This window comes from Kosakonia sp. Marseille-Q7440 (assembly GCF_965119485.1).
Map to the genome: position 1 here is coordinate 1,257,475 of NZ_CBCPLT010000002.1, position 25,476 is coordinate 1,282,950.

At 56.9% G+C, this 25,476-nt stretch carries 36 protein-coding genes; 9 read left to right on the forward strand and 27 right to left on the reverse strand.

The annotated features are described in order from the left end of the window. Positions 1-11: 11 nt before the first annotated feature. Positions 12-800, reverse strand: coding sequence for a cytochrome C assembly family protein (locus ACWPW2_RS19760; protein WP_023480617.1), 789 nt, complete (start codon positions 798-800; stop codon positions 12-14). 168 nt (positions 801-968) lie between these two features. Here ACWPW2_RS19760 and ffh point away from each other — a divergent pair, with 168 nt between their 5' ends. From ffh to rplS, 5 genes are all read left to right on the forward strand, one after another. Next, positions 969-2,330, forward strand: a complete 1,362-nt coding sequence (ffh, locus tag ACWPW2_RS19765) for a signal recognition particle protein (RefSeq protein WP_023480583.1) — start codon at positions 969-971, stop codon at positions 2,328-2,330. A 250-nt stretch (positions 2,331-2,580) separates the two neighbouring features. After that, entirely contained in the window at positions 2,581-2,829 is a 249-nt protein-coding gene (gene rpsP, locus ACWPW2_RS19770; protein ID WP_023480584.1) for a 30S ribosomal protein S16, read from the forward strand. Between the two features lie 18 nt (positions 2,830-2,847). Next, a complete protein-coding gene (gene rimM / locus ACWPW2_RS19775) occupies positions 2,848-3,396 on the forward strand; it encodes a ribosome maturation factor RimM (RefSeq protein WP_023480523.1) in 549 nt (182 codons plus the stop codon). Between the two features lie 30 nt (positions 3,397-3,426). Then, positions 3,427-4,197 (forward strand): tRNA (guanosine(37)-N1)-methyltransferase TrmD, encoded by a 771-nt coding sequence (gene trmD, locus ACWPW2_RS19780; protein ID WP_023480607.1) that lies wholly within the window; start codon positions 3,427-3,429, stop codon positions 4,195-4,197. 41 nt (positions 4,198-4,238) lie between these two features. After that, the gene (gene rplS / locus ACWPW2_RS19785; protein ID WP_006178051.1) at positions 4,239-4,586 is read left to right on the forward strand and encodes a 50S ribosomal protein L19; all 348 of its coding nucleotides are present in this window, start codon (positions 4,239-4,241) and stop codon (positions 4,584-4,586) included. A gap of 160 nt (positions 4,587-4,746) precedes the next feature. Here rplS and ACWPW2_RS19790 read toward each other — a convergent pair whose 3' ends face one another. The 26 genes from ACWPW2_RS19790 to ACWPW2_RS19915 form a co-directional block, all read right to left on the reverse strand. Then, positions 4,747-4,941 carry an ogr/Delta-like zinc finger family protein gene (locus tag ACWPW2_RS19790; RefSeq protein WP_454124902.1) on the reverse strand — a complete coding sequence of 65 codons (195 nt, stop codon included), beginning with the start codon at positions 4,939-4,941 and terminating at the stop codon, positions 4,747-4,749. A 59-nt stretch (positions 4,942-5,000) separates the two neighbouring features. After that, positions 5,001-6,161 carry a phage late control D family protein gene (locus ACWPW2_RS19795; protein ID WP_454124904.1) on the reverse strand — a complete coding sequence of 387 codons (1,161 nt, stop codon included), beginning with the start codon at positions 6,159-6,161 and terminating at the stop codon, positions 5,001-5,003. Then, positions 6,161-6,610, reverse strand: coding sequence for a phage tail protein (locus ACWPW2_RS19800; protein WP_023480638.1), 450 nt, complete (start codon positions 6,608-6,610; stop codon positions 6,161-6,163). Before ACWPW2_RS19800 ends, ACWPW2_RS19795 begins: the two co-directional genes overlap by 1 nt. Then, a complete protein-coding gene (locus ACWPW2_RS19805; protein ID WP_454124906.1) occupies positions 6,607-8,460 on the reverse strand; it encodes a phage tail tape measure protein in 1,854 nt (617 codons plus the stop codon). Before ACWPW2_RS19805 ends, ACWPW2_RS19800 begins: the two co-directional genes overlap by 4 nt. Next, positions 8,453-8,572 (reverse strand): GpE family phage tail protein, encoded by a 120-nt coding sequence (locus ACWPW2_RS19810; RefSeq protein WP_034813568.1) that lies wholly within the window; start codon positions 8,570-8,572, stop codon positions 8,453-8,455. Before ACWPW2_RS19810 ends, ACWPW2_RS19805 begins: the two co-directional genes overlap by 8 nt. A gap of 32 nt (positions 8,573-8,604) precedes the next feature. Continuing rightward, on the reverse strand, positions 8,605-8,886 hold the full coding sequence (locus tag ACWPW2_RS19815) for a phage tail assembly protein (protein WP_042713148.1): 282 nt from the start codon (positions 8,884-8,886) through the stop codon (positions 8,605-8,607). A 62-nt stretch (positions 8,887-8,948) separates the two neighbouring features. Next, positions 8,949-9,467 (reverse strand): phage major tail tube protein, encoded by a 519-nt coding sequence (locus tag ACWPW2_RS19820; RefSeq protein WP_023480575.1) that lies wholly within the window; start codon positions 9,465-9,467, stop codon positions 8,949-8,951. Positions 9,468-9,478: 11 nt separating this feature from the next. Then, entirely contained in the window at positions 9,479-10,660 is a 1,182-nt protein-coding gene (locus tag ACWPW2_RS19825; RefSeq protein ID WP_124967535.1) for a phage tail sheath protein, read from the reverse strand. A 130-nt stretch (positions 10,661-10,790) separates the two neighbouring features. After that, complete coding sequence (locus ACWPW2_RS19830; protein WP_034813573.1) at positions 10,791-11,366, reverse strand: tail fiber assembly protein; 576 nt, start codon at positions 11,364-11,366, stop codon at positions 10,791-10,793. Beyond that, positions 11,363-13,165, reverse strand: a complete 1,803-nt coding sequence (locus ACWPW2_RS19835) for a phage tail-collar fiber domain-containing protein (RefSeq protein ID WP_454124909.1) — start codon at positions 13,163-13,165, stop codon at positions 11,363-11,365. Before ACWPW2_RS19835 ends, ACWPW2_RS19830 begins: the two co-directional genes overlap by 4 nt. A gap of 11 nt (positions 13,166-13,176) precedes the next feature. Then, on the reverse strand, positions 13,177-13,707 hold the full coding sequence (locus ACWPW2_RS19840; RefSeq protein WP_023480579.1) for a phage tail protein I: 531 nt from the start codon (positions 13,705-13,707) through the stop codon (positions 13,177-13,179). Next, positions 13,700-14,608, reverse strand: a complete 909-nt coding sequence (locus tag ACWPW2_RS19845; protein ID WP_312122515.1) for a baseplate assembly protein — start codon at positions 14,606-14,608, stop codon at positions 13,700-13,702. The genes ACWPW2_RS19840 and ACWPW2_RS19845 overlap by 8 nt, the downstream gene beginning before the upstream one ends. A 4-nt stretch (positions 14,609-14,612) precedes the next feature. Continuing rightward, positions 14,613-14,960, reverse strand: coding sequence for a GPW/gp25 family protein (locus tag ACWPW2_RS19850; RefSeq protein ID WP_454124912.1), 348 nt, complete (start codon positions 14,958-14,960; stop codon positions 14,613-14,615). Beyond that, the gene (locus ACWPW2_RS19855) at positions 14,957-15,592 is read right to left on the reverse strand and encodes a phage baseplate assembly protein V (RefSeq protein ID WP_454124914.1); all 636 of its coding nucleotides are present in this window, start codon (positions 15,590-15,592) and stop codon (positions 14,957-14,959) included. The genes ACWPW2_RS19850 and ACWPW2_RS19855 overlap by 4 nt, the downstream gene beginning before the upstream one ends. Before the next feature lie 94 nt (positions 15,593-15,686). After that, positions 15,687-16,154, reverse strand: a complete 468-nt coding sequence (locus tag ACWPW2_RS19860) for a phage tail protein (RefSeq protein WP_454124916.1) — start codon at positions 16,152-16,154, stop codon at positions 15,687-15,689. Next, positions 16,117-16,362, reverse strand: coding sequence for an Rz1-like lysis system protein LysC (gene lysC / locus ACWPW2_RS19865; RefSeq protein WP_241175006.1), 246 nt, complete (start codon positions 16,360-16,362; stop codon positions 16,117-16,119). The genes ACWPW2_RS19860 and lysC overlap by 38 nt, the downstream gene beginning before the upstream one ends. Continuing rightward, the gene (lysB, locus tag ACWPW2_RS19870; RefSeq protein ID WP_454124918.1) at positions 16,250-16,681 is read right to left on the reverse strand and encodes an Rz-like lysis system protein LysB; all 432 of its coding nucleotides are present in this window, start codon (positions 16,679-16,681) and stop codon (positions 16,250-16,252) included. The genes lysC and lysB overlap by 113 nt, the downstream gene beginning before the upstream one ends. Next, on the reverse strand, positions 16,678-17,187 hold the full coding sequence (locus tag ACWPW2_RS19875) for a lysozyme (protein WP_054804231.1): 510 nt from the start codon (positions 17,185-17,187) through the stop codon (positions 16,678-16,680). The genes lysB and ACWPW2_RS19875 overlap by 4 nt, the downstream gene beginning before the upstream one ends. Then, the gene (locus ACWPW2_RS19880) at positions 17,171-17,392 is read right to left on the reverse strand and encodes an HP1 family phage holin (protein ID WP_023480641.1); all 222 of its coding nucleotides are present in this window, start codon (positions 17,390-17,392) and stop codon (positions 17,171-17,173) included. The genes ACWPW2_RS19875 and ACWPW2_RS19880 overlap by 17 nt, the downstream gene beginning before the upstream one ends. Then, on the reverse strand, positions 17,383-17,586 hold the full coding sequence (locus ACWPW2_RS19885) for a tail protein X (protein ID WP_023480535.1): 204 nt from the start codon (positions 17,584-17,586) through the stop codon (positions 17,383-17,385). The genes ACWPW2_RS19880 and ACWPW2_RS19885 overlap by 10 nt, the downstream gene beginning before the upstream one ends. Positions 17,587-17,783: 197 nt before the next feature. After that, complete coding sequence (locus tag ACWPW2_RS19890) at positions 17,784-17,969, reverse strand: hypothetical protein (RefSeq protein WP_023480627.1); 186 nt, start codon at positions 17,967-17,969, stop codon at positions 17,784-17,786. Positions 17,970-18,058: 89 nt separating this feature from the next. Continuing rightward, on the reverse strand, positions 18,059-20,098 hold the full coding sequence (locus ACWPW2_RS19895) for a replication endonuclease (RefSeq protein ID WP_454124922.1): 2,040 nt from the start codon (positions 20,096-20,098) through the stop codon (positions 18,059-18,061). Next, positions 20,099-20,320, reverse strand: a complete 222-nt coding sequence (locus tag ACWPW2_RS19900; RefSeq protein ID WP_124967547.1) for a TraR/DksA C4-type zinc finger protein — start codon at positions 20,318-20,320, stop codon at positions 20,099-20,101. It lies immediately after the preceding gene. After that, positions 20,320-20,547 carry a DUF2732 family protein gene (locus ACWPW2_RS19905; protein WP_279794329.1) on the reverse strand — a complete coding sequence of 76 codons (228 nt, stop codon included), beginning with the start codon at positions 20,545-20,547 and terminating at the stop codon, positions 20,320-20,322. The genes ACWPW2_RS19900 and ACWPW2_RS19905 overlap by 1 nt, the downstream gene beginning before the upstream one ends. A gap of 66 nt (positions 20,548-20,613) precedes the next feature. Then, positions 20,614-20,952 (reverse strand): DUF5347 domain-containing protein, encoded by a 339-nt coding sequence (locus ACWPW2_RS19910; protein ID WP_023480646.1) that lies wholly within the window; start codon positions 20,950-20,952, stop codon positions 20,614-20,616. 38 nt (positions 20,953-20,990) lie between these two features. Further along, complete coding sequence (locus ACWPW2_RS19915; protein WP_454125291.1) at positions 20,991-21,281, reverse strand: Cro/Cl family transcriptional regulator; 291 nt, start codon at positions 21,279-21,281, stop codon at positions 20,991-20,993. A gap of 193 nt (positions 21,282-21,474) precedes the next feature. Between ACWPW2_RS19915 and ACWPW2_RS19920 the strand changes: the two genes are divergently transcribed. The 4 genes from ACWPW2_RS19920 (at position 21,475) to ACWPW2_RS19935 (ending at position 25,422) form a co-directional block, all read left to right on the forward strand. After that, a complete protein-coding gene (locus ACWPW2_RS19920) occupies positions 21,475-22,320 on the forward strand; it encodes a helix-turn-helix domain-containing protein (RefSeq protein ID WP_279794328.1) in 846 nt (281 codons plus the stop codon). A gap of 6 nt (positions 22,321-22,326) precedes the next feature. Continuing rightward, positions 22,327-23,376: a site-specific integrase gene (locus ACWPW2_RS19925; RefSeq protein WP_124967551.1), complete on the forward strand. Its 1,050-nt coding sequence runs from the start codon at positions 22,327-22,329 to the stop codon at positions 23,374-23,376. Positions 23,377-23,550: 174 nt separating this feature from the next. Further along, positions 23,551-24,018 (forward strand): DUF2946 domain-containing protein, encoded by a 468-nt coding sequence (locus ACWPW2_RS19930; RefSeq protein ID WP_454124925.1) that lies wholly within the window; start codon positions 23,551-23,553, stop codon positions 24,016-24,018. A 60-nt stretch (positions 24,019-24,078) separates the two neighbouring features. Beyond that, positions 24,079-25,422 (forward strand): PepSY-associated TM helix domain-containing protein, encoded by a 1,344-nt coding sequence (locus ACWPW2_RS19935; protein ID WP_454124927.1) that lies wholly within the window; start codon positions 24,079-24,081, stop codon positions 25,420-25,422. The last annotated feature ends 54 nt before the right edge of the window (positions 25,423-25,476 follow it).

Below are 25,476 nucleotides of genomic sequence, written 5' to 3' on the forward strand. Positions count from 1 at the left end.
ACTCCTTTGCTTTAACTTACGAAATGTTGCAGGACGCGGCTGCCGAAATAGGCGAGCGTTAAAATACCGGCTCCTGCGACGTTGAACCAGACGACGCGGCGACCGCGCCAGCCTTCATGATAGTGGCCCCACAGCAGGACAATATAGACAAACCAGGCGATGATCGAGAGCACCGCTTTGTCGATATTTTCCATGCTGAACAGGTTCTGCATATAGAACAGACCGGTGCAGAGCGTCAGCGTCAGCAGCACCACGCCGACCTGGGTGATATGAAACATCTTGCGTTCAATCACCAGCAGCGGCGGCATTTCATTGCTGAAAGCCAGCTTTTTGTTCTTCAGCTGGTAATCGATCCACGCCAACTGGAGCGCATACATGGCCGCGATAATTAAGGTGGCGTAGGCGAACAGCGACAGACCGATATGCACCATCATGCCGGGCGTGGTTTCCAGATGGGTGATGAACTCATTCGGCATAAAAATGGCGAAAGCGAGATTGATTAACGCAAACGTATAAACAATCGGCAGCAGCAGCCAGCCGCGGTTTTTCGAGGCGACAATCGTCATCACCGTACAGATCATCAGGCTGACCAGTGAACCGACGTTCAGCAGGCTGAGGTTTTGACCGCCATCGTCAGGGAAGATGCGCTCTTTCAGCGCGAAGCCGTGGAATATAAGCGCAAGCACCGCTGAAAAGATGGCCATTTTGCGCCAGCCGCTATTTTTTTGTAACAAGCTGGGAACAATCAGCGCGATGCTGGTTGAGTAGGCAACAAGAGCGATCAGGGCAAAAACGGGCATAGGCGTGTCGACAGTTGACTAAGAGAGAAAGAGAAGCAGTATAACGTTACGTGACTCAGCCTCCAACAGTTCCATCACATACAGCCGCGATGTCTTCATGCTATACTGCGGCGAATTTCTGTTATGCGTCGCGCTGGCGGCCAATCGTATCACCTCAGGCGAGAGACAATGTTTGATAATTTAACCGATCGTTTGTCGCGCTCACTGCGCAATATCAGTGGCCGTGGACGCCTCACTGAAGACAACATCAAAGAGACCCTGCGCGAAGTGCGCATGGCGCTGCTGGAAGCTGACGTTGCGCTGCCGGTAGTGCGTGACTTTATCAACCGCGTGAAAGAGAAAGCGGTAGGCCACGAAGTCAACAAGAGTCTGACCCCGGGCCAGGAGTTCGTCAAAATCGTGCGCAACGAACTGGTTGCCGCGATGGGCGAAGAGAACCAGAGCCTCAACCTGGCGGCGCAGCCACCGGCGGTAGTGCTGATGGCGGGCCTGCAGGGTGCGGGTAAAACCACCAGCGTTGGTAAGCTCGGTAAGTTCCTGCGCGAGAAGCACAAGAAGAAAGTGATGGTCGTCTCCGCGGACGTTTACCGCCCGGCGGCGATCAAACAGCTGGAGACGCTGGCGCAGCAGGTCGAGGTCGATTTCTTCCCCTCTGACGTCGCGCAAAAGCCGGTCGACATCGTTAACGCGGCGCTGAAAGAGGCGAAGCTGAAGTTTTATGACGTGCTGCTGGTGGATACCGCCGGTCGTCTGCACGTTGATGAAGCGATGATGGAGGAGATCAAACAGGTTCACGCGGCGATTAAGCCCGTTGAGACGCTGTTTGTTGTCGACGCCATGACCGGTCAGGATGCCGCCAACACGGCAAAAGCCTTTAATGAAGCGCTGCCGCTGACCGGTGTTGTGCTGACCAAAGTGGACGGCGATGCCCGCGGCGGTGCTGCGCTCTCTATCCGCCATATCACCGGTAAGCCGATTAAGTTCCTCGGCGTCGGCGAGAAAACCGAAGCGCTGGAGCCGTTCCACCCGGATCGTATCGCGTCGCGTATTCTCGGCATGGGCGATGTGCTGTCGCTGATCGAAGATATCGAAAGCAAAGTTGACCGCGCGCAGGCTGAGAAGCTGGCAAACAAGCTGAAAAAAGGCGACGGCTTCGATCTGACCGACTTCCTGGAGCAGTTGCGCCAGATGAAAAACATGGGCGGTATGGCGAGTCTGATGGGCAAGCTGCCGGGCATGGGCCAGATCCCGGATAACGTTAAAGCGCAGATGGATGACAAAGTGCTGGTGCGGATGGAAGCGATCATCAACTCGATGACCTTCAAAGAGCGCGCCAACCCGGACATCATCAAAGGCTCGCGCAAACGCCGCATCGCCGCAGGCTGCGGTATGCAGGTGCAGGATGTAAACCGTCTGCTCAAACAGTTCGACGACATGCAGCGCATGATGAAGAAGATGAAGAAGGGCGGTATGGCGAAGATGATGCGCGGGATGAAGGGGATGATGCCGCCAGGTTTCCCAGGCCGCTGATTCCGGCCTGGCTTATTTGTCATTTTGATACCGGGGTGTGCTCGAAATGCTCACGTACTACGTGTACGCTCCGCTTTCTGCGCGCACGCCGGCACCAAACTGACGGCAACGCCGACGGCCTCGACTCTCACTGAACCGCACGTTCCGATTGCTTTTTAGCAAAAAATGAGTAAAATTTTCGGGCTTTTAATATGACACCAGGCTCCGTTCCTCGATGGGGCCGGGTGTTTTATTCACACAAGAGGATGTTATGGTAACTATTCGTTTAGCTCGTCACGGCGCTAAAAAGCGTCCGTTCTACCAGGTTGTTGTTACTGACAGCCGTAATGCACGCAACGGTCGCTTCATTGAGCGCGTTGGTTTCTTCAACCCGATCGCATCTGATAAAGAAGAAGGCACTCGCCTGGATCTGGATCGCATCGCACATTGGGTTGGCCAGGGCGCTACCGTTTCCGATCGCGTTTCCGCGCTGATCAAAGAAGCAAAGAAAGCAGCTTAATCTGTCACGGTGGTCATGATGAGCAAGCAACAAACCGCATCGGCCCCTGCTGAGCCAATTATTGTTGGCAAACTGGGATCTTCTTACGGAATTCGTGGTTGGCTCAGAGTGTTTTCCTCCACCGAAGACGCCGAAAGCATTTTTGACTATCAGCCCTGGTTTATCCAGAAGGCGGGTCAGTGGCAGAGCATCGAGCTGGAAAGCTGGCGCTACCACAATCAGGATATCGTCATCAAGCTTAAAGGCGTTGACGATCGCGATGCCGCGAATCTTCTGACGAATTGCGAAATTCTCGTTGATTCCGCGCAGTTGCCGCAACTGGAAGAGGGTGACTACTACTGGAAAGACCTTATGGGTTGCCAGGTAGTGACTACTGAAGGTTACAGCCTCGGTAAAGTCATCGATATGATGGAAACCGGGTCGAATGACGTTCTCGTCATCAAGGCAAACCTGAAAGATGCGTTCGGTATCAAGGAGCGGTTGGTTCCGTTCCTCGATGGGCAGGTTATCAAGAAAGTCGATCTCGCTACTCAAACCATTGAAGTAGATTGGGATCCTGGTTTTTAAACCTCCGGATATACGGTAAAAGACGGCGCTATGTGGATTGGCATAATTAGCCTGTTTCCTGAAATGTTCCGCGCGATTACCGACTACGGGGTAACTGGCCGGGCAGTAAAAAAAGGCCTGCTGAGCATTGAGAGCTGGAGTCCACGTGACTTCGCTCATGACCGGCACCGTACCGTGGATGAACGTCCTTACGGCGGCGGACCGGGAATGCTAATGATGGTGAATCCTTTACGGGACGCCATTCACGCAGCGAAAGCCGCGGCGGGCGAAGGCGCGAAGGTGATTTATCTTTCGCCTCAGGGACGCAAGCTTGATCAAGCGGGCGTGAGCGAACTGGCTACCAATCAGAAACTGATTCTGGTGTGCGGTCGCTACGAAGGGATAGATGAGCGGGTAATCCAGACCGAGATTGACGAAGAGTGGTCTATTGGTGATTACGTGCTCAGTGGCGGTGAGCTGCCAGCAATGACGCTGATTGACTCGGTTTCCCGGTTTATTCCGGGGGTACTGGGCCACGAAGCTTCAGCAACGGAAGACTCCTTTGCTGATGGATTGCTGGACTGTCCGCACTATACTCGTCCTGAAGTGTTAGAAGGGATGGAAGTACCGGCGGTTTTGCTGTCGGGAAATCATGCCGAGATACGTCGCTGGCGTCTGAAGCAGTCGCTGGGCCGCACCTGGCTTAGAAGACCTGAACTTCTGGAAAACCTGGCTCTGACTGAAGAGCAAGCAAGGTTGCTGGCGGAGTTCAAAAGCGAACACGCACAACAGCAGCAACAGAAACATGATGGGATGGCTTAAGCCCTCCAAATATCAGTTTACCCAGGATAAGAGATTAAATTATGAGCAACATCATTAAGCAAATTGAACAAGAGCAGATGAAGCAGGACGTACCTTCCTTCCGTCCGGGTGATACCGTGGAAGTGAAAGTATGGGTTGTTGAAGGTTCAAAAAAACGTCTGCAGGCATTCGAGGGCGTGGTTATCGCTATTCGTAACCGCGGTCTGCACTCTGCATTCACTGTTCGCAAAATTTCCAACGGCGAAGGCGTTGAGCGTGTCTTCCAGACTCACTCTCCGGTAGTTGACAGCATTGCTGTTAAACGTCGTGGTGCTGTACGTAAAGCTAAACTGTACTACCTGCGTGAGCGCACCGGTAAGTCTGCTCGTATTAAAGAGCGTCTTAACTAAGATTGCGCACGCGCTACATCCAAAGCGTGTTATAGAACAAGGGGTTAGCGTAATGCTAACCCCTTTTTTATTGCTGTTGGCGGCACAGTGGCGGCAGAAAAACAGGCGATCTACAGGCATAAAAAAAGCCTGCGGATGCAGGCTTAATGAGATGGCGACGTTAGCGCAGGCTGGCAGGCGAAGCGGTGGGCGCTGCCGGAGGCCGGACAATATAGCGTGCCAGCGATTCATGGGTGACAAATGTACAACCACACTCAACGTTCTGACACTGGTGATAACGCTCTTTGGTTTCGGTACTGAGGTAGCGGCTTGAGCGCGCATGCGCGGCCTGCTGGCATACCGGACAATGCATCATAATGGGGTCTCCTTCGTGTTTATGCCAGTTATGATAACTCTTAAGCTTGCAAATGCAAGTTATAAGTTGTTTTTGCCCTTTTGTACGATTTCAACTGTTGTGTTCTGGATGTTGACCTCCAGTTCCACTTTGCTGATAAAACCCTGAGTGTTCATGGTATGGGTCACTTTTTTGATCACCCAGAACGTATCGTCGATCGCTTTTTTAAAGCCAGTAACGATGACCGGCATTTCGGGCCGCAGATCTGCCCGACCGAACGCAAGCGTAAGGGAAAATTGTGCGCCATAACGCTGAATAGCACTCCATTCTGCCTGAGCCGCCCGTATTGCCTCTTCCTGGTTTGCGAAAGTCGTTGTAAGAACCAGAACATTATCGTCCGCACCGGCCGTGTAGCCTGTCGACTCTGTTTTCTCTTTTGAGGCTGTGGCGCTGCTGACCGCCTGCGGATGGGAAATGGGCGTGATCTTCTGTTGCGATGATTTTCTCTGCAATTGAACCGTGTTCTGGTTTTTGGGCGTGGCGGTATCTTGCCAGTAAGCCGTGACGCCAGAGTAGTTGATGCGATCGGCAACCGAGAAATCATGGCTGTCGCCATCGCTACGGGCTATTGTGGCGGAGGGCATCGTTTTGCCCCCCACCATGCACATGCCGGGAACGATGAAGAATAATTTCCCCGATTTGACGGCAATCTCTGCACCGTTACGCCGCGCCAGGCGCGTCAGAAAATCTGCGTCGGACTCTTTAGACTGATCGATATGCGCAATCTTAATTTGCGACAGCGCAGGTGGCAGGCTGCTCTCCAGCTTATTACGTTTCGCAATCTCCTCAACGATGGCACCGAGCGTCGTATCATGCCAGGAGCCAGACTTTTGGCTGTTCAGGCTACCGCGAAAATCCGCGCTTTTGGCGGTAACGCTAACCTGATCCGGCGCCCCTTTATGGCTGACCTGGTCGACGATAAAGGTACCCATTTCAGTCAGCGCAGCACCCTGCCAGCCGATGGCCAGCGTGATAATAGTGCTCCGCTCCGGCATCTCGATTTGCCCGTCAGCATCATCGAGCGTCAGCGTCAGCATATCGGCTTCAAATCCCCGGTTATCGGTGACTATCAGAGATATCAGCCGGGACTGAATATTGCCCGTAATATCCTTTTCCCCGAGTTTTAGCGAAAATGCCGGCGTTCGTACCCGTGCTAAGCCGTTTGTAAACGCATTAAGCATCAGAACCTCTCCAGCATGTCGGTCGCCAACTGCTTACCCTGGTCATAAATGTCGCCAAACATTGCTTTCAGCGACTCATCGACGCGGGTCAGCTTCAAGGTGAAGTTGATTTTGCGCGGCGAGCCGTCCGGGTAAAAAAGAGCGCCGGTTTCGCTGACGCTATTAATCACAAACATCCCGTAAATCATGCCCGTACCCTCAATCAGCGGCCAGGCTTTGCCCTGTTCCGCCATCAGCCGTACCGCCGAAAGTGACAGCGTGCCGCCGGTAATCTCCGGGAAGAGTTCGCCACTGATAGTGATGGTGTCGTTTTCCGGCCCGGTGTACTGAAAGGCGTTGCGTTTACCCATGCGCGCGTTGCTGGGCCATCTGAAGGTGCTATCGCGTTGCATGGTTTGATAGGGCAGCGTCTGCCGCATAAAAACAAAAAGCCCAAGTGCCAGCATCATGAGGCGTATCCTCCTGCCGCGCTGAATTGTGAAAGGGAGTTAGTGCGTTTCTCCTGCTCGTGCTGCGCCAGCAGATCTCTTAACTGACGCGTACCATCGCCGCCGGACGACATATCACCCTGCAGAGTGATGTTGTATTCGCTCTTGCTTTGATCGACATAGGAGCCGCCGGCCGCAGGGCGCGCCGCCTGATAGTTCTCTAAGCGTGGAGGTTGCACCATGCCAAACGCTGCACCGCCAGTGGTCGGTTGGGTTTGCTTATCCGGGCTGGCATCAGCGGATTGTTTGTTAATAACGCCGAGCTTATCCAGCAACCACGTAACTCCCTGGATCAGCACTATTAGCGGTTTGAAAGGAGCCATCAGCCAATATACCAACCCTTGACCGAACATTTTTCCGACGTTACCGAAGCTCTCCAGGGTTTGCTGGCTGGCTTTGACGGGGGTGAGTAGATCGCCGAACCACCCGGCAATATCACTTATTACTTTACCTATACCCTCGAAAAGCGGCTGGAACGGTGTAAACAACTCGGCGATGGGAGCAAACGCCGTTTTGATCCCTTCAATAACGCCGCCAAAGAAGGCGCTAATCGGCTCCCAATATTTGTAAATCGCAAACACAACGGCGGCGACAACCGCGATAATCGGCAGGGTGAGTGAGCCAAATAGTGCCGCTATCCCGCCGAAAATAGTGGTAAATACGCTGCCAAGCGTCGTCGCGATGGTGATAAGCGTGCTGATGCCGGTGAACACCGGCGCGATAACGCCCGCTACGGTGCCGACAGCGCCTGCAATGCCCACCACGACCGTGGCGATAAGCCCAAAACTCTGCACCAGGCCCTGATTATTTTGCACCCACTCTTGCAGCTTCCCGACATAGCGGGTCGCAGTCTGCACCAGCGATCGCAGGGATGACTCCTGGGTACTGAAAATATCAACGCTCAGCGACTGATATGCCGCCTGTAGGGCTTCGAGATCGGTGCCCAGGTTGCCGACACTGCTCTGCATCGCCGCAGCCGGGCCGGCAGCGCTATTTTGCAGTGCTGCGACCGCCGTTCCCGGGGCACCGGCACTGTTTTGCAGGGTAGCAACGGCTGTTCCTGAGCTGTTTTGCAGGGTAGCAACCGCTGTTCCGGAGGCGGGGGTACTGTTCTGCACGTCTGACTCTGCGTTATCAGACGCTGTCGCAGGCGCAAGCGGGCTGTTTTTCAGCGACGCTTCATAGCCCGGCTGCATAATTTTTTTGCCGAGTTCAAAGCCGGTGGTGGCAATCGACTTGCCTCTCTCGCCAATGGCGGAGACCTTTTCGCCCGCACCCAAAATGCGCTGCTGCACGGCCTGGATTTTTGCCGCACGTAGCTGGCGCTTCTGGTGCTGCTCCTGTTTGAGCGCCTGGCGCTGGGTGATCAACTGTGCCGACTCATCGCTGATACGGCTATTGAGCTGGAGTCGTGCGGATAACGGCGTTCTCGCCTCAATACCGGCTGTCTTCAGGGAGGTCTTATTAGCTTTGATCGTTCTGCGCAGGGTAAGACGTTCCTTTTTGAGCGCTTTCTCCGACCTGGGTTTTCCGCTCCAGGGATCGATAATCGCTGGCGCTGCTGTGCCGTTGGCGGCATTTTGCCTGTTCTGTTTGATGTCGTTCAGCTGCGCATTGACGGATGCAAGGGCTTTTTCCGCGCGCATGATGTCGTCGACCTGCGCAAGCTGACCGTACAAGCCGCGCAGGTTTTTCTCCGTTCCTTTCACGCTGTCAGACAGAGAGAGACTCTCTGTCTGCAACGATTGAAACGGGCGCGTCGCCTGATCAACAGCCGTGAGCAATTCCTCTAATTTTGCGCTGTTACTCATATCTGTTTCCGCTTCGCTGTAGCGCTTTCTCGCGCCAGGTGATGAGTTCTGTCAGGCTCAGGGGGTAGAGTTCTGACGGCGGCCAGTGAAAGATCACCGCAATATCCGCCATCAGATCGTCAACCGACAGAGTGGCCGGAAAAGTTACTGTGCCGAAGCCGGTGACAAAAAACCGACCACCTTGCCCGCCAGCGCCACCATATCGACCAGGTCGAGGGCACCCACTTCCTGCTCCGTCAGCGACGGGGAGGTGATGCGCGGCAGCACTTTAATCAGCGCGTCGACATCGGCGTTCGCCACCGACGCGAGGCTTAATCCGCGCAGCGTGCCGGCATTGGGTTTCATCAGCGTAACGCTGTTAATCAGCTGCTCACCGCGCTTAATCGGCGTTTCCAGGGTAATCACGTTGTCAGTTTCGTTGCTCATGGCATCCTCACTCTCTTCTTCGCGGGAAAAGGTACCCGGCCAGCAGGCTGACCGGGCGGTTATTACAGGCCGATGTTACGGCGGTGCTGCTCAAGGCGATCGACGCCGTTCACTTTCTCCACCATGTTGACGGTGTCGATTTCTACCAGCTCCTTGCCATCCATCGTCAGCTTGAAGTAGCTGCAGACCACGGAGATTTTGGACTCGGTATCTTCGCCCGGCTTGTTCTCGCCGGTGTCGATCTCTTTCTGACGACCACGCATCACCACTTCAACGGCAACCGTTTCGCCGGTGTCGTCGCGCTGGTAGGAGCCGGCAAAGCGAATCGGAACCGCATCCGCGGTGGTGGCGCCATAGAGTTCCCAGATGGCAGCATCCGGGAAACCGCCCAGCGACCACTCCATTGACAGGGCTTCGTCATCGAGACCCATATCAATCGGTGCTACGCCGTTCATGCCTGCGCCACGGTAGTTCTCCAGCTTGCGGGTCAGCTTCGGCAGCGTGATGGATTTGGCGATCCCCTGATAGCTAAAGCCATTGAGGAACACATTCATATATTTAAGTTTTCGCGGCATTGCCATCTATCTGTTCCTTACTTGCTGTTAACTGAGGAGACCAGGTTCGCCAGGTACTTATCCGTGATGCGCTGGCGCAGGGTCAGGTTTTCCAGAGGCGGCACCGGCGTATAGTCGTAATCGATATAGAGCTTGCCCGCCTTCAGCGATGCGGCGTCGTTAGCCTCTTCATCGAACCAGCAGGTGGCATCGATGATGTAGCCATTGCTTTTCAGCTCGCGGAATTTGGCATTGATGCCGTCGATGATGTCGCGAATCAGCGATGCGGTGATCGGTTTGTCCACCGCCCACATATGCGCGTCAGCCATGGTGTCGGCAATCACCTGCGCGGTACGGGTGTAGTTTTCAAACAGGAACAGCGGATCGTCGGAGCAGGTGCGGTTGCCCCAGAAACGGAAGCCATCTTTGCGAATCAGCGTGGTAATGCCCGCTTCGTTCAGCAGATCGGCATCGGTGCCCGACTCCTGCAGATCCCAGAACACCGGGGTGCTGATGCCGGTAACGCCATTGACGCCGACATTGGAGAGGGTTTTATGCCAGCCGGCGGACTGATCGATCGCCGCACGCAGACCCAGCGCACGAGCCGTTGAGTAGGCCACGGCAGAGCTGTTGCTGGCGGTGTTCCAGGCGAGGAAATCGGGCCAAATGACCATCAGTTCGCGCTGGCTGAAGTTTTCGCGATACTTAATCGCTTCAGAAATGGTTTTGCAGCCCCAGGCGCTGACATAACCGAAGGCGCGCAGCTTCTGGCAAATCGGTGCCAGCGCGGTAGCGACTTCGAGGCTATCAAGACCCGGTACGCCAAGAATGCGCGGTTTCACGCCGGTCACCGCTTCGGCGGTCAGCAGCGCTTTCAGGCCGGTATATTTACCGTTTTCGTCGGTGGTGCCGATGATATTGGAGAGGGTCTGCGCCTGCGCATCCTCACCGCTGCCTTCAGCAACGCGAACAACAACGATCACCGGTTTCGCCTGGTCAGCAATCGCCTGCAGCGATGCCGCCAGTGTGCCTTGCTTGCCCGCTTTGGCGATCGCGCTCTGCACATTAGTGATCAGAACCGGTTCATTAAGGGGGAACATCCCTGCGTCTGCATCGCTGGCGGTACAAACCATGCCGACAATGGCCGTTGAGACTGTGGAAATGACGCGCGTGCCATCGTTGATTTCGACGACCTGAACGCCATGATGGTAATCACTCATCCGTTTAACTCCGTGGTGTTGGGGTGAGTGCTATTTTCGAGTGTGGCGTCGCGGCGCGCTATTTGTCCGGGTTGGGTGCTGCGCAGGACAACAACGGTCAATAAAAAAAGCGGGCTTACGCCCGCCTGGTTTATGCTGGCCTTTCCGGCCAGATAATGTCTGATGCCTCAGTGTCTATCCTGTTGAGAAACACCCGGTATTTTTTCCATGCGGCAAGCTGTAACTGCTCCTTATCCGAGGCAATTTCAAGCTCAACGGCATCCTGCAATGGTGCAATGGCTTCACTGGCCTGCGTCATCAGTACGCTTTTCAGCTCCGCCATTTCCAGCTTCCTGGCCGCGCGTTCCGCTTCAGCGTCATCAACCCATTTCTTGCCGTCCCACTTCTGATAATTACCGGTGGGGGAAAGCAGGGTGACATTGTCTGGTAATGGCCCCAGTGCAGAAATATTAAGTTGCTTACCGGTATTAATATCAAACACCGTCAGGCCGCGGTGATCCTCCTTCACTTCCCAGCTTGTAGTGAGGGAGTTAAATACCGCGATCTTGCTGTTTACTGTCTTCGGCGGTTCGATGTCAGTGCAGTGCGCAGGCAGGCCCGTATGCGGCGGTATGTAGGCACTACCTTTTTCGATAAGTTCACCAGTTTCCGTACTCAGGTTATATACGGTGATCGTCCTGGGTTTGTCGATCATTCTGAACATTATGCAAGCCTCACGATGTAGTTAAATGCGATGTTTTTAACGGTGTTTTCATGGTTGCCCACCCCGGAGACCGTTGCTGTATGACTGTGTGCACCAATCGCGACGGTGTGTGAGTGCGCGCCAAGGGCGACGGTGTGGCTATGGGCCCCGATGGGCACGCTGTGCGCATGATTTCCCGCTGCTGATGAATTAGACACTGCCCCCCAGCGTGGCACTTGGTTTGCTGTGTTGTTACCTGAATCAACATAACTCCCACCAAAACCCGTTGAGTGCGCGTGCTCCCCTGTGGCATTGGTTGTTTTTGTTCCATAATCGAATATGCTGGTCGCCCGGGTGCCGTAGTCAAAAGCACTGGTTGCCCTCGTCCCCAAATCAGTTGCGGAAACGCTGACAGGGTGGTCATGAAACAGGATGCCGTCGAGCTCCTGAGATAACACCGCTCGACCCGCTGCCGGTTTGCCTTTCACCGTCCAGCCGCGCATATCCGGTATCACACCTGACGGGTAAGCCGCCGCCAAAAAAGGATACGCGCTGGTATTAAAGGTCTGTCCCGCCATGAGTGCATAACCTGCCGGGAGGGTATCGGACGGCCAGGGGATCGGGGTACCTACCGGGCAATTGTTGTAGCCGTCGTGATGGATCATCTTCCACGGATTAAATTTGCCATCGCAGACAGCGGCAAAGCCGATTAAATTGCCGTAGAAATCAATTCCGATAGTAGTGTTAAAACCTACGCTGTTGCCGTGAGCCGAATTGATGTAATGCTTCCATGGATGTCCACCAGGCATGCCGTTTAACGCTGAGGGGGAATTAAAAAAACCCGAACGCTGACGCAGATCAACAGCAACATCACTGATAAGCTCAGCGTAGGTATTAAGACCGGCTCCTTTCGGGACACGCCCTTCGGCATTCTCATTGGCTTTTACTGCCGCATCGAACGCCGCTTTAACGGCTTTCGGCGTCGCGGCTAGCTCTTCCGTATTACTATCGGTACCGCTATAGAGCCGGGTAATACCTTTCTGCGCAGTGGTGGCGTCCTGTGCAACGTATTTCGAACTGGCATAATCAACCACCGCTTTAAGTGCTTTCGAGGTGGCCGCGTGCGCCTCTGATTCGCTGTCGGTTGCGCTGCTGAGCTGGACAATCCCTTTTTGCGTCGTGGTGGCGTCCTGCGCGGTGTATTTGGCGCTGGCAAGGTCATACGCCGTTTTCACCGCTTTCGGTGTGGCGGCGAGCGTCTCTGACAGGCTGTCAGTGGCGCTGCTGAGTTGAGTAAAGCCTTTTGCGGTAAGCGTGGCGTCGGGATGACGGCGCGACTGCTCATGCTCGAGGAGCTTGCTGTCGACATAGTCCTGTGAGGCGAGCACGGTTGTTGCGTCGATCCTTAGCTCAACGGAGGCCAGATCTGAAAGAATGATAACCATGCGCAATGTCTGCGCGCGCCCGGATCCCTCTTCGAGTTTGGGCTTATAACTCTCTGCCATATTGCTGACGGCAACCAGCGTGCCGGTGTCGTCATAAAGCCCCATTTCGCGCAGCCAGAATCCGCCCGTTTCCGGCGGGATAACCAGCTCGGCTACGATGTAATTTTTATATTTATTGTCCTGGCTGATTTTATTCAGCTTATTGCGCCAGACCTCATTAATGAGCTTCGTCTGGCTGGCTGCAGGCTCAGGAAGATTACCGCCGCCATCTCCGACCGCCATCGCAGTAATATTTACTTTTTTACCGCCTGGTGTAAGCGCAGCAGCAAATTTTGCCGCGCCTGCGGTGGTGACTACCGTTCTGTATTTCGTTGTCATGCTGTTCTCGCTTAACCCGGATAAACCGTAATAATGTCGCCGTCGTAATGTGTCCCACCGGCGAAGAGATATCCCGCAACATCCTGAATGATATTGAGCCCGATGAGATGGCGGCTGGCAGGCTTCGCATCGGTGATAAGCCGCTCCATCTCGTTATACATTTCCTCCGTGATACCCGTTTCCAGTACGCCAATATCAAGGCGGAACGTACCTGGCGGGTCGTTGTTTTCCCACCACTCAATTATGTTGATGACATAGCCGAGTGGCTCAACGACACGCCGCACCGCGCCGATGGTTCCTTTGTGAGAGTGAATAAAATAAGCACTGCGAATAACGTCGCGCTTGGTCTTTTCCGGCCAGGCTTCATCCCAGCGGTCAACGGAAAATGCCCATGCCAGCCAGGGCAATAAGTTTGCCGGGCAGGTATCAGGGTTCCACAATCTGCGCAGCGGTATTGGCGTATTTTCTATGACCGCGCAGGCACGCGACGCCGCCACCTCAAGCGGGGTTGACCCCACGGGTAACAAGCGCGAATTACTCATCAGAACCTCCGATCTCGATGTTGAAATCAGAGCAGTAAGAGGCCTGAGTTTTATCCAGCACGATATCTGCGGCTGGTGAAGCAAGCTCTACACGCTGTACTCCCTCTACATGGAGCGCTGCATAGATGGCTGATTTACGGATATCCCGGCCGAGCCGATGCTGCGCCGTAATATAGGCTCGCAGTTTTGCTGCAGCGGCGGCACGAACAGGCTCGCGTTCAGGCCCGGGATAAAGGAACAGAGAAGCGCGGATCTGATAGTCAACGATACTGGCTGATTGTACCGTCACGCGATCGGCCACCGGCCTGACATCTTCGCCACTTAACGCGTTGCGAACTGCTGTGAGCAGATCGGGTGATGCTTCACCATTGCCGTCGCGGGATAGGACGGAAATAGTGACGCAGGCTGGCGCCGGGCTTACGACAGAGATATCCGCCACGCGTCCGTCAGCGCTCCGGCCATGAAACTCATAGGCACCGACCGACCCGGCTACACTCAGACCTTCCAGTGCTTGCTGAATACGCAGACGAAAATCGCTGTCCGTTTCCAGCACGGCTGCAACAGGTGGGATAGCCGTATTGTCTGCGGGTGTGATAACCAGGCGAGACACGTTGTAGTTCGCCCCAAGTACATCGAGATCGCCACCTGAGGCATACGCCAGCATCACCGCGCGGGCCGCTTCGTTGACGCGCTGGCGCCAGACCACTTCGCGGTAAGCATTCTCTTCGAGAAACTTGGTCAGCGGCTCGGACTCCAGCGCCAGCGTACGGGCGATGGCCTCCTGCTGATCGGCGGGAAACAGCGAAACAAGGGTGGTTTTGCGCTCATCCAGGATGCGCTCATAATCCAGCGCCTCGACAACATCGGGCGCGGGCAATTGGCTCAGATCGATAATCGGCATGGTATCAACTCACAGGAAGGGTTAAAGAGAGGGACTCGCCGGTGCTGGCAAGCTGACCGGTCAGATTGACCACCATCTTGCCGTCGAACTGACGTTCGGCCGTCACCGCGCTGAGGGCAATGCGCGGCTCCCATTGCAGCAGCGCCATATAGCAGGCCACCTGAATTTGCAGCGCCAGCGCCGGGGTCTGCGGCTGATCGAGCATATCGAACAGCAGCGAACCGTAATCGCGGCGCATCACGCGCGAGCCCACCGGCGTGCGCAGAATATCGCTGATGCTCTGGCGAATATGGTCGACGTCGGTCAGGCTGCGCCCGCTGGTGCGATCGAGGCCGAAATAACGTGCTGTCATAAAGGTGCTCCTGTGGTACCGCCGCTGTCGCCAGGGTGTTGGTGGCTATGCAGCACTTTGCCATTCGAGGTGAGCGAGCCGCCGCTGTGGGTTACATTGCCGCTCATCGTGCCGCCTTTTTGCACCTCCAGCGTGGCGGTGATCAGCTTATTGGTGCAGACCACTTCCGGCGTATCGAGGGTGATGCGCGTCGCGGCTTTCACCAGCACTTGCGGCACGCTGGCGGTAATCGATTCGGACGCGGTGATATCGGCAGTTTTAATCCCGCTCACCTTCAGAGCACTGGTCTGCGGTTCATATTCAAACACCGCGCCATCGGGAAAAGTGACGTGCCAGGCGTCCGCCGAGGCGGAGGGTGCCGGATGATCGTTGGCATAAATCCCCGGCATAACGAAGGCGGTCTCCAGCTCGCCGCCGACGGCGAGCAATAACACCTGCTCATCGACGGAGGGTGCCCACCAGCTGCGCGAACGCCCGGCACGGTGGGTTAACCACTGTAGCCAGTCGGTCACCATACCGCCGGTCTGCACCCGGCAGCGCCCGGCTTTCAGGTCGACCTCAACGATAATTCCGGTGCGGATCATATTGCGAAGCTGGCGGGCCAGTTCGTGAAGCGAAAGTTGTCTGTTCATAAGCGAAATGATGCTATGCGTCCCCGGTTTTGAAAATTGAACAAGGCTGTCCGGCTTTTGGCACAACGCAGCCCGTGGCGTAGGGTGCAGGCGATCACGCCTGCCAGCGGCTCACCAGCTCGCCGTTGATATAGAGCTCTTTCGGGCGGGTGACGAAGGCCGGCGGCAGCGGCTCCGGCAGCGTTTCGGCAATCAGCGCGCCGTTGACCTCTTTCACCTGGGTGCGCTCGGTCAGCTGGAGCACCATCGTCACATCCTGGGTACCGTCGGCATTGGTCAGCAGCGTCCAGCTAAAGCCGCCTTTCTGCCCCGCTTCGACGGAGAGAATGTCGGGCTGGTTATCGCGCAGCCAGGCCATCACCGGCACAAACAGCGTGTCGATATCGCCGTCAAAACCGGTGATCGCGACGTTGAGGCTGAACTGTTTTTCAAACGATAAGGAGCTGGCGAGCGTGGCGATATTGCTGCCTTTGTCGACCCACAGGCGCAGCATCGAGGGGGTATCGTGCAGCACCGGGACGGCGTTAATCAGGGCGCTGCGCAGAGAGTTGGGTTTTAGCATTGATCTCATCCTGGCAATGTTTAAGGGTTTCAACTTGCAGCGCGCACTGCACCAGCGCGTGCTCAAGCTGGCGAATATCGGCGCTCAAATCGCCGTTAGTTTGCGGCGCGCTTGCCGGCATCGGACAGAGGCTGACCTGCGGGCAGCTGTTGTAAACAATGAGCGGCGGAGGGGCAGGCGGGGCGTTGGTGCACCCGGCGCACAGCATCAGGTAACTCAGTGCGATACCAGTGGCGAAAAGCCTCGTTCTCATTTAATAACCTCGCAATCGCGTTTTCTCGTTGCAGCGCCAGCGCGCTGGCGGCATCGAGCTGCTGGCGTAGCGTGACCTGCGCCTGCTGGTTCTTTGCCGCCAGTTCGGCAGTGGCGTTGAGGGCAGTTTTAAGGCGCGTCAGCGTGGCGTTCTGCTCCCGCGCCAGCTGCTGCGCGTTGGCTAAAGAGGCCCGCAGAGCGTGGTTTTGCTCAAACAACCACAGCCCGGTCAGCGTCGCCAGTAGCGCGGCCACTATCACCAGGCGGGTGCTCATTTCACCCCCCGGAGGCACCAGTCGCGCTCACGCTGGCGGCGGTTTTCCAGCCCGCGGTTGCGTACGCCATCGACATAGACCCAGCGCGGCAGCTGATCGCAGGCCTGTTTCCACGCCTTCTGGCGCAGGTGCCAGGCAAGCGTTGAGGCGCACGCCGCGCCGCTGCCGACGTTAAAGGTGAAACTGACTACCGCGTCATAGACCGGTTGCGGCATCTCCACCGGCACGCAGTGCGCCAGGCGGCGCTCAACGTTCAGCACGTCGGCAACCAGGTTGACGGCGGCCTCTTTTTCGCTGATATCGCGCGTGGGAATCACTTTCGCCGTGTGGCCAATCCCCGAGGTCCAGACTCCCGCGCTGCACTGGTAGGGGCGCAGACGGCAGCCTTCGAGATCGGTAATCAGCGCCAGCCCCGCCTGCGAGGTGTGCAGCAGATGAAAATCGGGTAGCAGCAGCGCCAGCGCCAGTACGGCCGCCGCGCTACAGCGTTTAACGGGTAAGCCCATTGACCACCTCCTGGCTCACCGCACAGGATTTGAGGAACAGATAGCTTTTACGGCGGTAATACCAGTTCACGCCGACGGTCATGGCGACGCCGAGCGCGCCGAAGTAAGCGGCAAAGTCTTGCGGCGTCATCGCGCCAAAAAAGGTCAGGGCGACGCTAATCCAGTAGGCCAGCGACGAGCTGATTCTCTCGATACTTACGCCCATAGATTTACCGTCTCCTGCATGGCCTGAACCGCGACATCGGGCAGGGTGAGGGTGGTGCCATGCGGGAGCACGACGCCCAGCTCGGCAAGACCGGGATTGGCGGCCAGCACGCGTTCGACGACGCCCGCCGTTCGCCCGTAGTAGCGCAGGCAGATCAGATCGAGGGTGTCGCCTTGTTGTGTTATCGCATTCATCGTTTTGCGTCTCTTACCATCCGGAAGGTTTTTTCCATGGTTAAGTTTCCGCAACAGAGAGGCTAAGGGCTATGGCCTGGTGCTGGCGCGTGGCTGGTACAACAACGGGGAGGAAAAAGCGACGCACCGGGCGAGGGAAACGCTAGCCGGTGCGTAAGAGTACGGTAAAGAGAGTGGCCGGAATGGCGTTCAGCGGGCTATTCGGCTTTGTAATAAATATCCTCATCATCGGGAGTAGTGTTCTCGCTCTCTGCCAGATCCGCGATCAGGCTTAAGGCCAGCTTCAGGTCGGAAGGCTTGCAGTTGGCGATAAGCGACACCTCGGCAATGAATTGCACGCATGCCCATTTGTGCTGAGTCTTATTTAGTCGTTCAAAGACCATGAATTCCTCTCATGAATTCTCTTACTGTATGTATATACAGTATCATAGGCTGGATATTTATGGGAAGCGAAGATTATTTTGTCTAATCACTATGTCGCTGATAAAAAAACAGTATTGTGAAGTGACAAATATTCTGACCATCTATCGCTTGCCAAAAAGTCATTATTCTCAATGATGTTGAGATCGGTTTTTAACCTCCCGTTTCGTTCGCTGAGGATCCCTTCCCGCAGCCGGCGGGTGAGTTGCCGCCGCTCATAATTCGTTAGCGGTTTACCCGGCTCGAAGGGCGTACAGTTATTGACAGAACTCCAAGCGGGCGCAGCCGCGCCCTGAAAAACCGCCGCCGCGCGCTTCGGCACAATGGTCCACTTCTTCAGGCGCGTCAGCACCGGTGAACCGCTGCCGATGACGGTGTCATACACGCCGCGAATACGAACGGTCGGTTCGCCGTACTGGTTAAACTCCTCCTCTGCCTGATACAGGGTGCGTACCTGCAGATCGTCACGGCGCACGAACGGGCCGCCCTGAGCATTAACGTAGCCAGCCCAGTCGCCGTTATCGGCGGCATCATGTACTTCGGCGAACTCCACGCTCAGCCCTTTGGCCGTGGCGCTGTCGGCCATTTTGCGTAATTCCCGGTAGACGGTGACCGGTGCGCCGCCGACAAACTGAAACTGGCGGATATGCCAGCGCGCCGCCCAGGCGGAGACCGCGCAGGCGCTCTCTTTCAGCGGCGCGTCCGTTTCGTGGTCGGTTTCATTATCCAGCGCGTAGCCGTCGATATTCTTGGCGATATACTTCGCCACATATCCTGTCGCGCTCCCTTTTTGCGCATCGATCGCTTCGGCATGAAAACGGGCTTTCCGCGCCTTGTCGCTGCGCAGCTCCTCGCTATCTTGCTGGTGGGCAAAATCACGCAGGATCTCGCGCACCTTCTCTCTCTCCTGCGGCTGCATAAACAGCAGCAGATGCCAGTGCGGGGTGCCATCGTGATGCGGCTCCGCAACGCGAATACCAAAAATGCGCAGGCCATCGCGGTGCAGCCTGGCGCGAATGCGCGCCCACAGACGAGTGAAGTAACCCTGGGTTTGCGCCGGGCTGGCGCCGTTCCATTTCAGGTTGCGATGCCCGGTGTGGGAGGTGGCGTGAAAGGCGGCAGGCGCGGTCAGCGTGTAAAACTCGCCGACGTAGCCAAGGGACTGACAGATAGTTTCGAAACCGCGGATGCGCGTCATCAGCTCGCAGCGGCGGATCGCCGGGTTGGCTATCGACCCATCATACTTATCAATCAGGCTGATGCGGTTTCCCTCTTCATCCTCCAGCTCCATGCTTTTGAGAAACGCGCGGTGGCGGCGCTTTTGTTCGCGCCAGGTAGTGATGCAGTCCCGGCTGGCGTAGGGCTGCGTTTTACGGCTGACCACGCCCAGCGCGATGTGCAGATGCTCGCGCCACTGAGCCGCTGCGCGGCGAAGATGACCGCGCCACCACTGTTCACTGAAAAGACGGATCACCGCCGGGGCGAGATCCTCCGCGCAGACGCGGTGTTGCGTCACGCGCTGCCAGTGCGGCGGGGTGATATTAAATTGCAGGGCGATAAGAGCAGCGTGGTGATACCAGCGGTGCAGGGTTTTCAGCTCGGTCTGCTCATCGGCATCGATATCCGCCAGCTCGCCGCGGATAAAGTGGGCGATATCTTCTGCCAGGCGATCGACGCTGGCCCGGTTGCAGTCCGCTAACTGGTTATAGCGGTGAACCAGATCGACCAGCCGGCCAGCCAGCGCCTGCTGGAAAGCCGTATCAAAATGGCCATTGAAAACTGCCTTTGAGACGCGTGATTGCAGGCCATCGAGCTGGTAGCGGGCATTCACCGCCTTCAGCCGTGGCAGGGTTTGCCTGGCGAAGCGCAGCAGAAAAGCGTGCGCCCGCGCAGCGCCATGCGCCTTTTCCAGCGCTTGCTCTGTGCGGCTGATGGAGAGGCGCACGCAGGCAGGTTGCAGCGCCAGTGCGTGACGCGCCTGCAGCACCGCCGCAATATGCTGATTGCGGCGGTGCTGTTCGGCGTGGGTCAGGTAGGGGCTGGCAATAGCGCTGCGCGGCGCGTTCCAGGGGTAGGCCAGGCTGACAGCCACTTATCCTCTCCTGAAGTGCTTATCTTTCAGTTCGGCGATCTGCTGGCAGCTGACGCAGCAGGTCACGCCCGGCAGCGCCATGCGACGTGCCTCGGGTATCGGCATGTCGCAGCATTCGCAGGTTAAGCGTGAAGGGAGGAGTAAACGGCGGCGGGCGTGCAGGATATGCCGCTCGCGCTCCTCCATTTCGCGTTGTTGAACGCCATCCATTTCATCGGCCATCAGTGCAGCTCCAGCGCCTGGTTATCGATATGAGTCGCCTCCTGGCGCAACAGCTCGGCGGCGTCGCTCCAGTCGAGGCGCTGGGAGGCAATAAAGCTCGCCAGCGTATCAAGGCGGGCAGAAACGGCCCCGGCGCAGCGCAGGCGTTCGTTATTGCGGGCTTCAGCCAGCAGCAGCGTGACTTCATCGCCGCTGCGGGTGGGGGAGTGAATCGCGGTCTTTCTCATGGTAACTCTCCTGATTTTGGGCAAAGGGATGCCCGACGGGTTGACGTCCTGGGTTGAAAGTTGGGGTTAAAGCGGCATGGTTAGCCGTTTCGGAAACAGGCTGACGACGGCGCGAAAGTGGTTCATGGCGGCGATCAGCGCGCGCTTCTCCTCGAGGGTAAGCTGATGCGGGTCGAGCGCCTGGCGAGCGGTGGGGACGCGGGCGAGAAAGAAGATCGCCGCCAGCGCCCGGGCATTTGCCTCATACTGCTCATCGCGTCTGTCGCGCATATCGTCGATAAAGTTCGCCACCTCGCTCCAGCTGTCGCCCCAGTGGCGACCGCGAAGTTCGCTGATGTGGTTTAACCCGGTAAGCCGCTCGCCGGCACTCAGCGGTGCGCTGGCGGCAGGTGAGGTGATCGCCATAGATCCTCCTGCGTGAGCGTGAACTCGCAAATGCAAAATTAACCGAATGAGGTGGCGGAGCGTCGGTCGATGTAACGGCAGTCGATAGCCTGCTGCGTTAATTTATCGCGCCAGGCTTTGACGTTTATCAGCGTACGGCTGCGTTTACCGGCGTCGTTATGCTCGCGGGTTGGCGCTTTGAGCAGCACCCCCTCATCGAGCCACTGCCACACCAGACGCTCGCTGATACCGCGCATTGCGGCGAAATCCTTCACCGTCATCGCATCGGACATCGCTGAGCGGATCAGGGTTTGCAACGCCGGCAGCAGGGCAGACATCAGCTCATCCATCTGTCCATGCGAAAAGGTGCTGAATTGCATTTGAGAGCCGGATAACGGATGCGACGGCATTGATTTTGCATCTGACATATCGCATTATCTCCTGTTGTTTGAAATGTAGTGCACTGCTGTGCATTTTGGTCGATGAACAGCAATATAAATCGCAAGTGCGATTGTGTAAATCACTTTTTCGATGTTGGTGTCCATGAGTGAAAACAAGATGAGTGTTCAGGATGTGGTGGATCGCATTGCAGCGTCCTACTCCGTATCCAGTCAGAAAGCGCTTGCCGAGGCGCTGGATGTGCCGGCGAACAATATCAGCAGCTGGATCCAGCGGGAAAGCGTGCCCTATAAAGCGGTGGTCAAATGCGCGCTGGATACCGGCGCGGATCTGCACTGGCTGGTAAACGGTGAGTTTGCAAATGCGAATCTGGTCGAGAAGCCGCAGGTAAAAGGCAAGGCATTGTATGAGGAGATCCTCTCGGCGGGCGGACGCCCGGTGCTGCGTCGCATTCTTGATGCCTATGGCTTCCAGATGCAAAAGGATCTAGGCGATTTGCTCGATATCTCTTCAGGCACTATCAGCACCTGGGTGCGCCGCGACTTCTTCCCCGGTGATGTGGTCGTCACCTGCGCGCTGGATACCGGCGTCTCGCTGAAGTGGCTGGCAACCGGGCAGGGTGAGATGTATCCGGCGCCGGCTGCTGCGCAGAACGATGCTGTTATTACCATTCCGAAATTCCGCCATGAGTCTGGCGAGCTGAAAGAGGCAGGCGTCTGGACATTAGATCCTTCGCTGGCGCCAGCAGCTACCGATAGCCTGCGCTTTATTGATGGGCTGCATGCCGGCTGGCTGGTGGATACCGCCGCGCAGAAGATTGGCAACGGGCGCTGGGTGATTGGCATTGATGATGCGCTGGATGTCTTTGATGTCGTGCGTTTGCCCGGCGGCAAAGTGCGTCTGAGCAATAACGCGGTCGATTTTGAGTGCGGCGTAGCGGAGATCGAACCGTTCGGCGTGGTGCTCTTCACGCTGGAAAAGCATGTGTAAGCGGCAATGACGGTCAGCAAACAGAAGAGCGGAAAGTGGCTCTGCGAAGTCTATCCGCAGGGGCGCGACGGGCGGCGTATCCGCAAACAGTTCGCCACCAAAGGCGAAGCTGAAGCCTTTGAAACCTGGGCGAAGCGGGAAGCGGAGGAGAAACCCTGGCTCGGCGAGAAGGCCGACCGCCGCCGCTTAAGCGAGCTGATTGCGCTCTGGTATAAGCTGCACGGTCAGTCGCTGGCGGCGAGCAAATCGCGGCTGGCGAAGCTGGAGATTGTCTGCCGCGGGCTGGGCGATCCCATCGCTGCGCAGCTGACGGCGAAAGCCTGGGCCCACTACCGCGATAAGCGCCTGAGCGGTGAGATCGACAATGGCTATACGCCGGACCCGGCAAAGTGGAAAGTGAAGCCCATCACCGTCAACCGCGAGCAGCACTACCTTAGCGCGGTGTTTAATGAACTCACCCGGCTGGGCGAGTGGTCGCTGCCTAATCCGCTGGAGAGCGTGCGGCCGTTTCGCGAAAAAGAGCGCGAGATGAGCTGGCTGACGCAGGCGCAGATCGCCGAACTGCTGGCGGCCTGTGTTCGTTTCGGCAATGTCGATTTAACGCGGGTGGTGAAAATTTGCCTTGCCACCGGCGCGCGCTGGCGGGAAGCAGAATCTCTCACCCGCACCCAGCTGGTACCCAATAAACTTACTTTTGTTAAAACCAAAGGCGGCAGGAACCGCACCGTGCCGATCCCGCAGTGGCTGTTCGATGAGCTCGCGCCGCTTGAAGGAGCGCTGTTTCAGCCCTGTTATGCCGACTTCACCCGTATGCTGGCCACTACCTCTCTGGCCCTTGCCGAGGGGCAGAAAACCCACGTTTTGCGCCACACCTTCGCCTCGCATTTTATGATGAATGGCGGCAATATCCTTGTGCTGCAACGCATCCTTGGCCATGCCAATATTCGTGAAACCATGCGTTATGCCCACTTCGCTCCCGATCATCTCGAAGAGGCGGTGACGCTCAACCCGCTGGCGGCGTTTAATGGCGGCAATGTGGCGGCAGAAGATGCATAACCCTGCATTTCGCTGCACTTAACTTGCCTGGCATACCGGGAAAATCAGGGCGCAGGCCAGATGGTGTGGGCGGGCCTGCAAAAGCGGCTTAACTAACTTATCTGGCCTTTTTGCGCCACGCCGTTTTGTCTCTTCGGGTAAAATCATTAACCTTCTGGTGATGTTTAATTTACAATGCCGCTTCGACCTGAAGGAGACGCGGTGAAGCACGTTTTTCATCTTACGAGAGCCCAACGCTCAGCCCTGTGGCTGGCGCTGTTTGCGATCCTGCTGATCCTCGTCGCCCCCCTTATTTCTACTGCCCTGCAAAAAGATCCGATGAGCGCGATGCCCGGTATGCATCATGAGATGAGTATGCCGATGCCCGCGCAGAACGATCATGCACACCACGATCATTCACACCATGAGATGTCGCAGCCGGAGAGCCCGCCGCCTGCCATGCCGCTCGATCATGCCGAAGCGTGTGGTTACTGTGTGTTGCTGGCCCATGTTCCCGGCCTGATTTTCCTGCTGGTTCTGCTGCTGCTGAGACGCGTGCTGCGCGTGACCTGCCCGCCTGCCCGCACGCGCCCGCGGTTGTGGCACTTTATCCCCTGGCTCTGGCCGGACACCCGCGCGCCGCCATCTTTACGCTTTTCCTGACCCCAAAATAGTGTTCCGCCTGCGCGGAATGGCACACCTTTGCGCTTTTTGAGGAAAAGTATGACTTCCTGCCCCCCTCGTGCGGCGTGGCTTAACCTGCTGCGACGCCTCCATTTCTATATTGGCCTGTTTGTTGGCCCCTTTATCTTTATCGCCGCGTTGAGCGGCACGCTCTACGTTGCCACGCCGCAGCTGGAGAACTCGCTTTATCACGATGCGCTGTATGGCGTGGAGAGTGGTGAGCGGCAACCGCTGGCCGACCAGCTTCGCGTCGCCGAACAGGTAACGGGCGGACATCTGCGTTTACAGGCAGTTCGCCCCGGACTGAGCGGCAATGAAACGACGCGGATGATGTTTGCTGACCCGCAGCTTGGCGTCTCGGAAAGCCGGGCGATTTTTGTCGATCCGGTGACGTTGCAGGTGAAAGGGGATATGACCGTTTACGGCACCAGCGGTATTTTGCCGCTGCGCCAGTGGATTGATTATCTTCACCGCTCGCTGCTGCTGGGCGATACCGGCAGGCTCTACAGTGAGCTGGCGGCGTCGTGGATGTGGATCGCCGCGCTCGGCGGCATTGCGCTGTGGTTTTTTACCCGGCCGAAGCGGCGCATCAATAACCGCGTACAGAACCATCGCCGCCTGCACGTCACGCTCGGCTGGCTACTGCTGGCCGGGATGCTGCTCTTCTCTGCCACCGGCCTGACCTGGTCACAGTGGGCGGGTGGCAACGTCGATAAACTGCGCGCCGCGTTTAACTGGATGACGCCGCAAGTTAATACGCAGCTCCAGGGCGAAGCCGCACCGGCCGATCCGCACGCCGAGCACCATATGCATCACGCAGGGATGGAGATGCCCGGCATGACGCTTAACCCGGCACAACTTGACGCGGTGCTCGCCCGCGCGCAGGCGGCCGGGATCGCGGCGAAGAAAATTGAGATTCGCCCGCCGCGCGATGCGGAACATGCCTGGACGGTCACGGAGATCGATCGCCGCTGGCCGACGCAGGTGGATGCAGTCGCCATTGCGGGAAGTTCGCTGGCAGTGATAGATCATGTGCACTTCGCCGATTTTCCGTTAATGGCGAAGCTGACACGCTGGGGCGTCGATTTCCATATGGGCGTGCTGTTCGGCATCTTAAATCAGCTGGTGCTGATCGCCTTTGGCAGTGCGCTGTGCGTGATGATTATCGTCGGCTATCGTTTGTGGTGGATCCGCCGTCCGGCGGCGAGCGAGACATTGCTCCACGCCTGGCTGCAACTCCCCGTCGTAGGCCGCGGTGTAGTGCTGGTCGTCGCCTTGTTGCTGGGGCTGGCAATGCCGGTCATGGGCGGCAGTTTACTCCTGTTTATGCTGGTTGATGTTCTGCGCTGGCAGCGGAAAAAGCAGCCCGTGCGCACGGCGTAAAGTGCCAGTGGCTGCTGGCTGTAAAATTATTATTACAGTTGGTAGCCATATAAG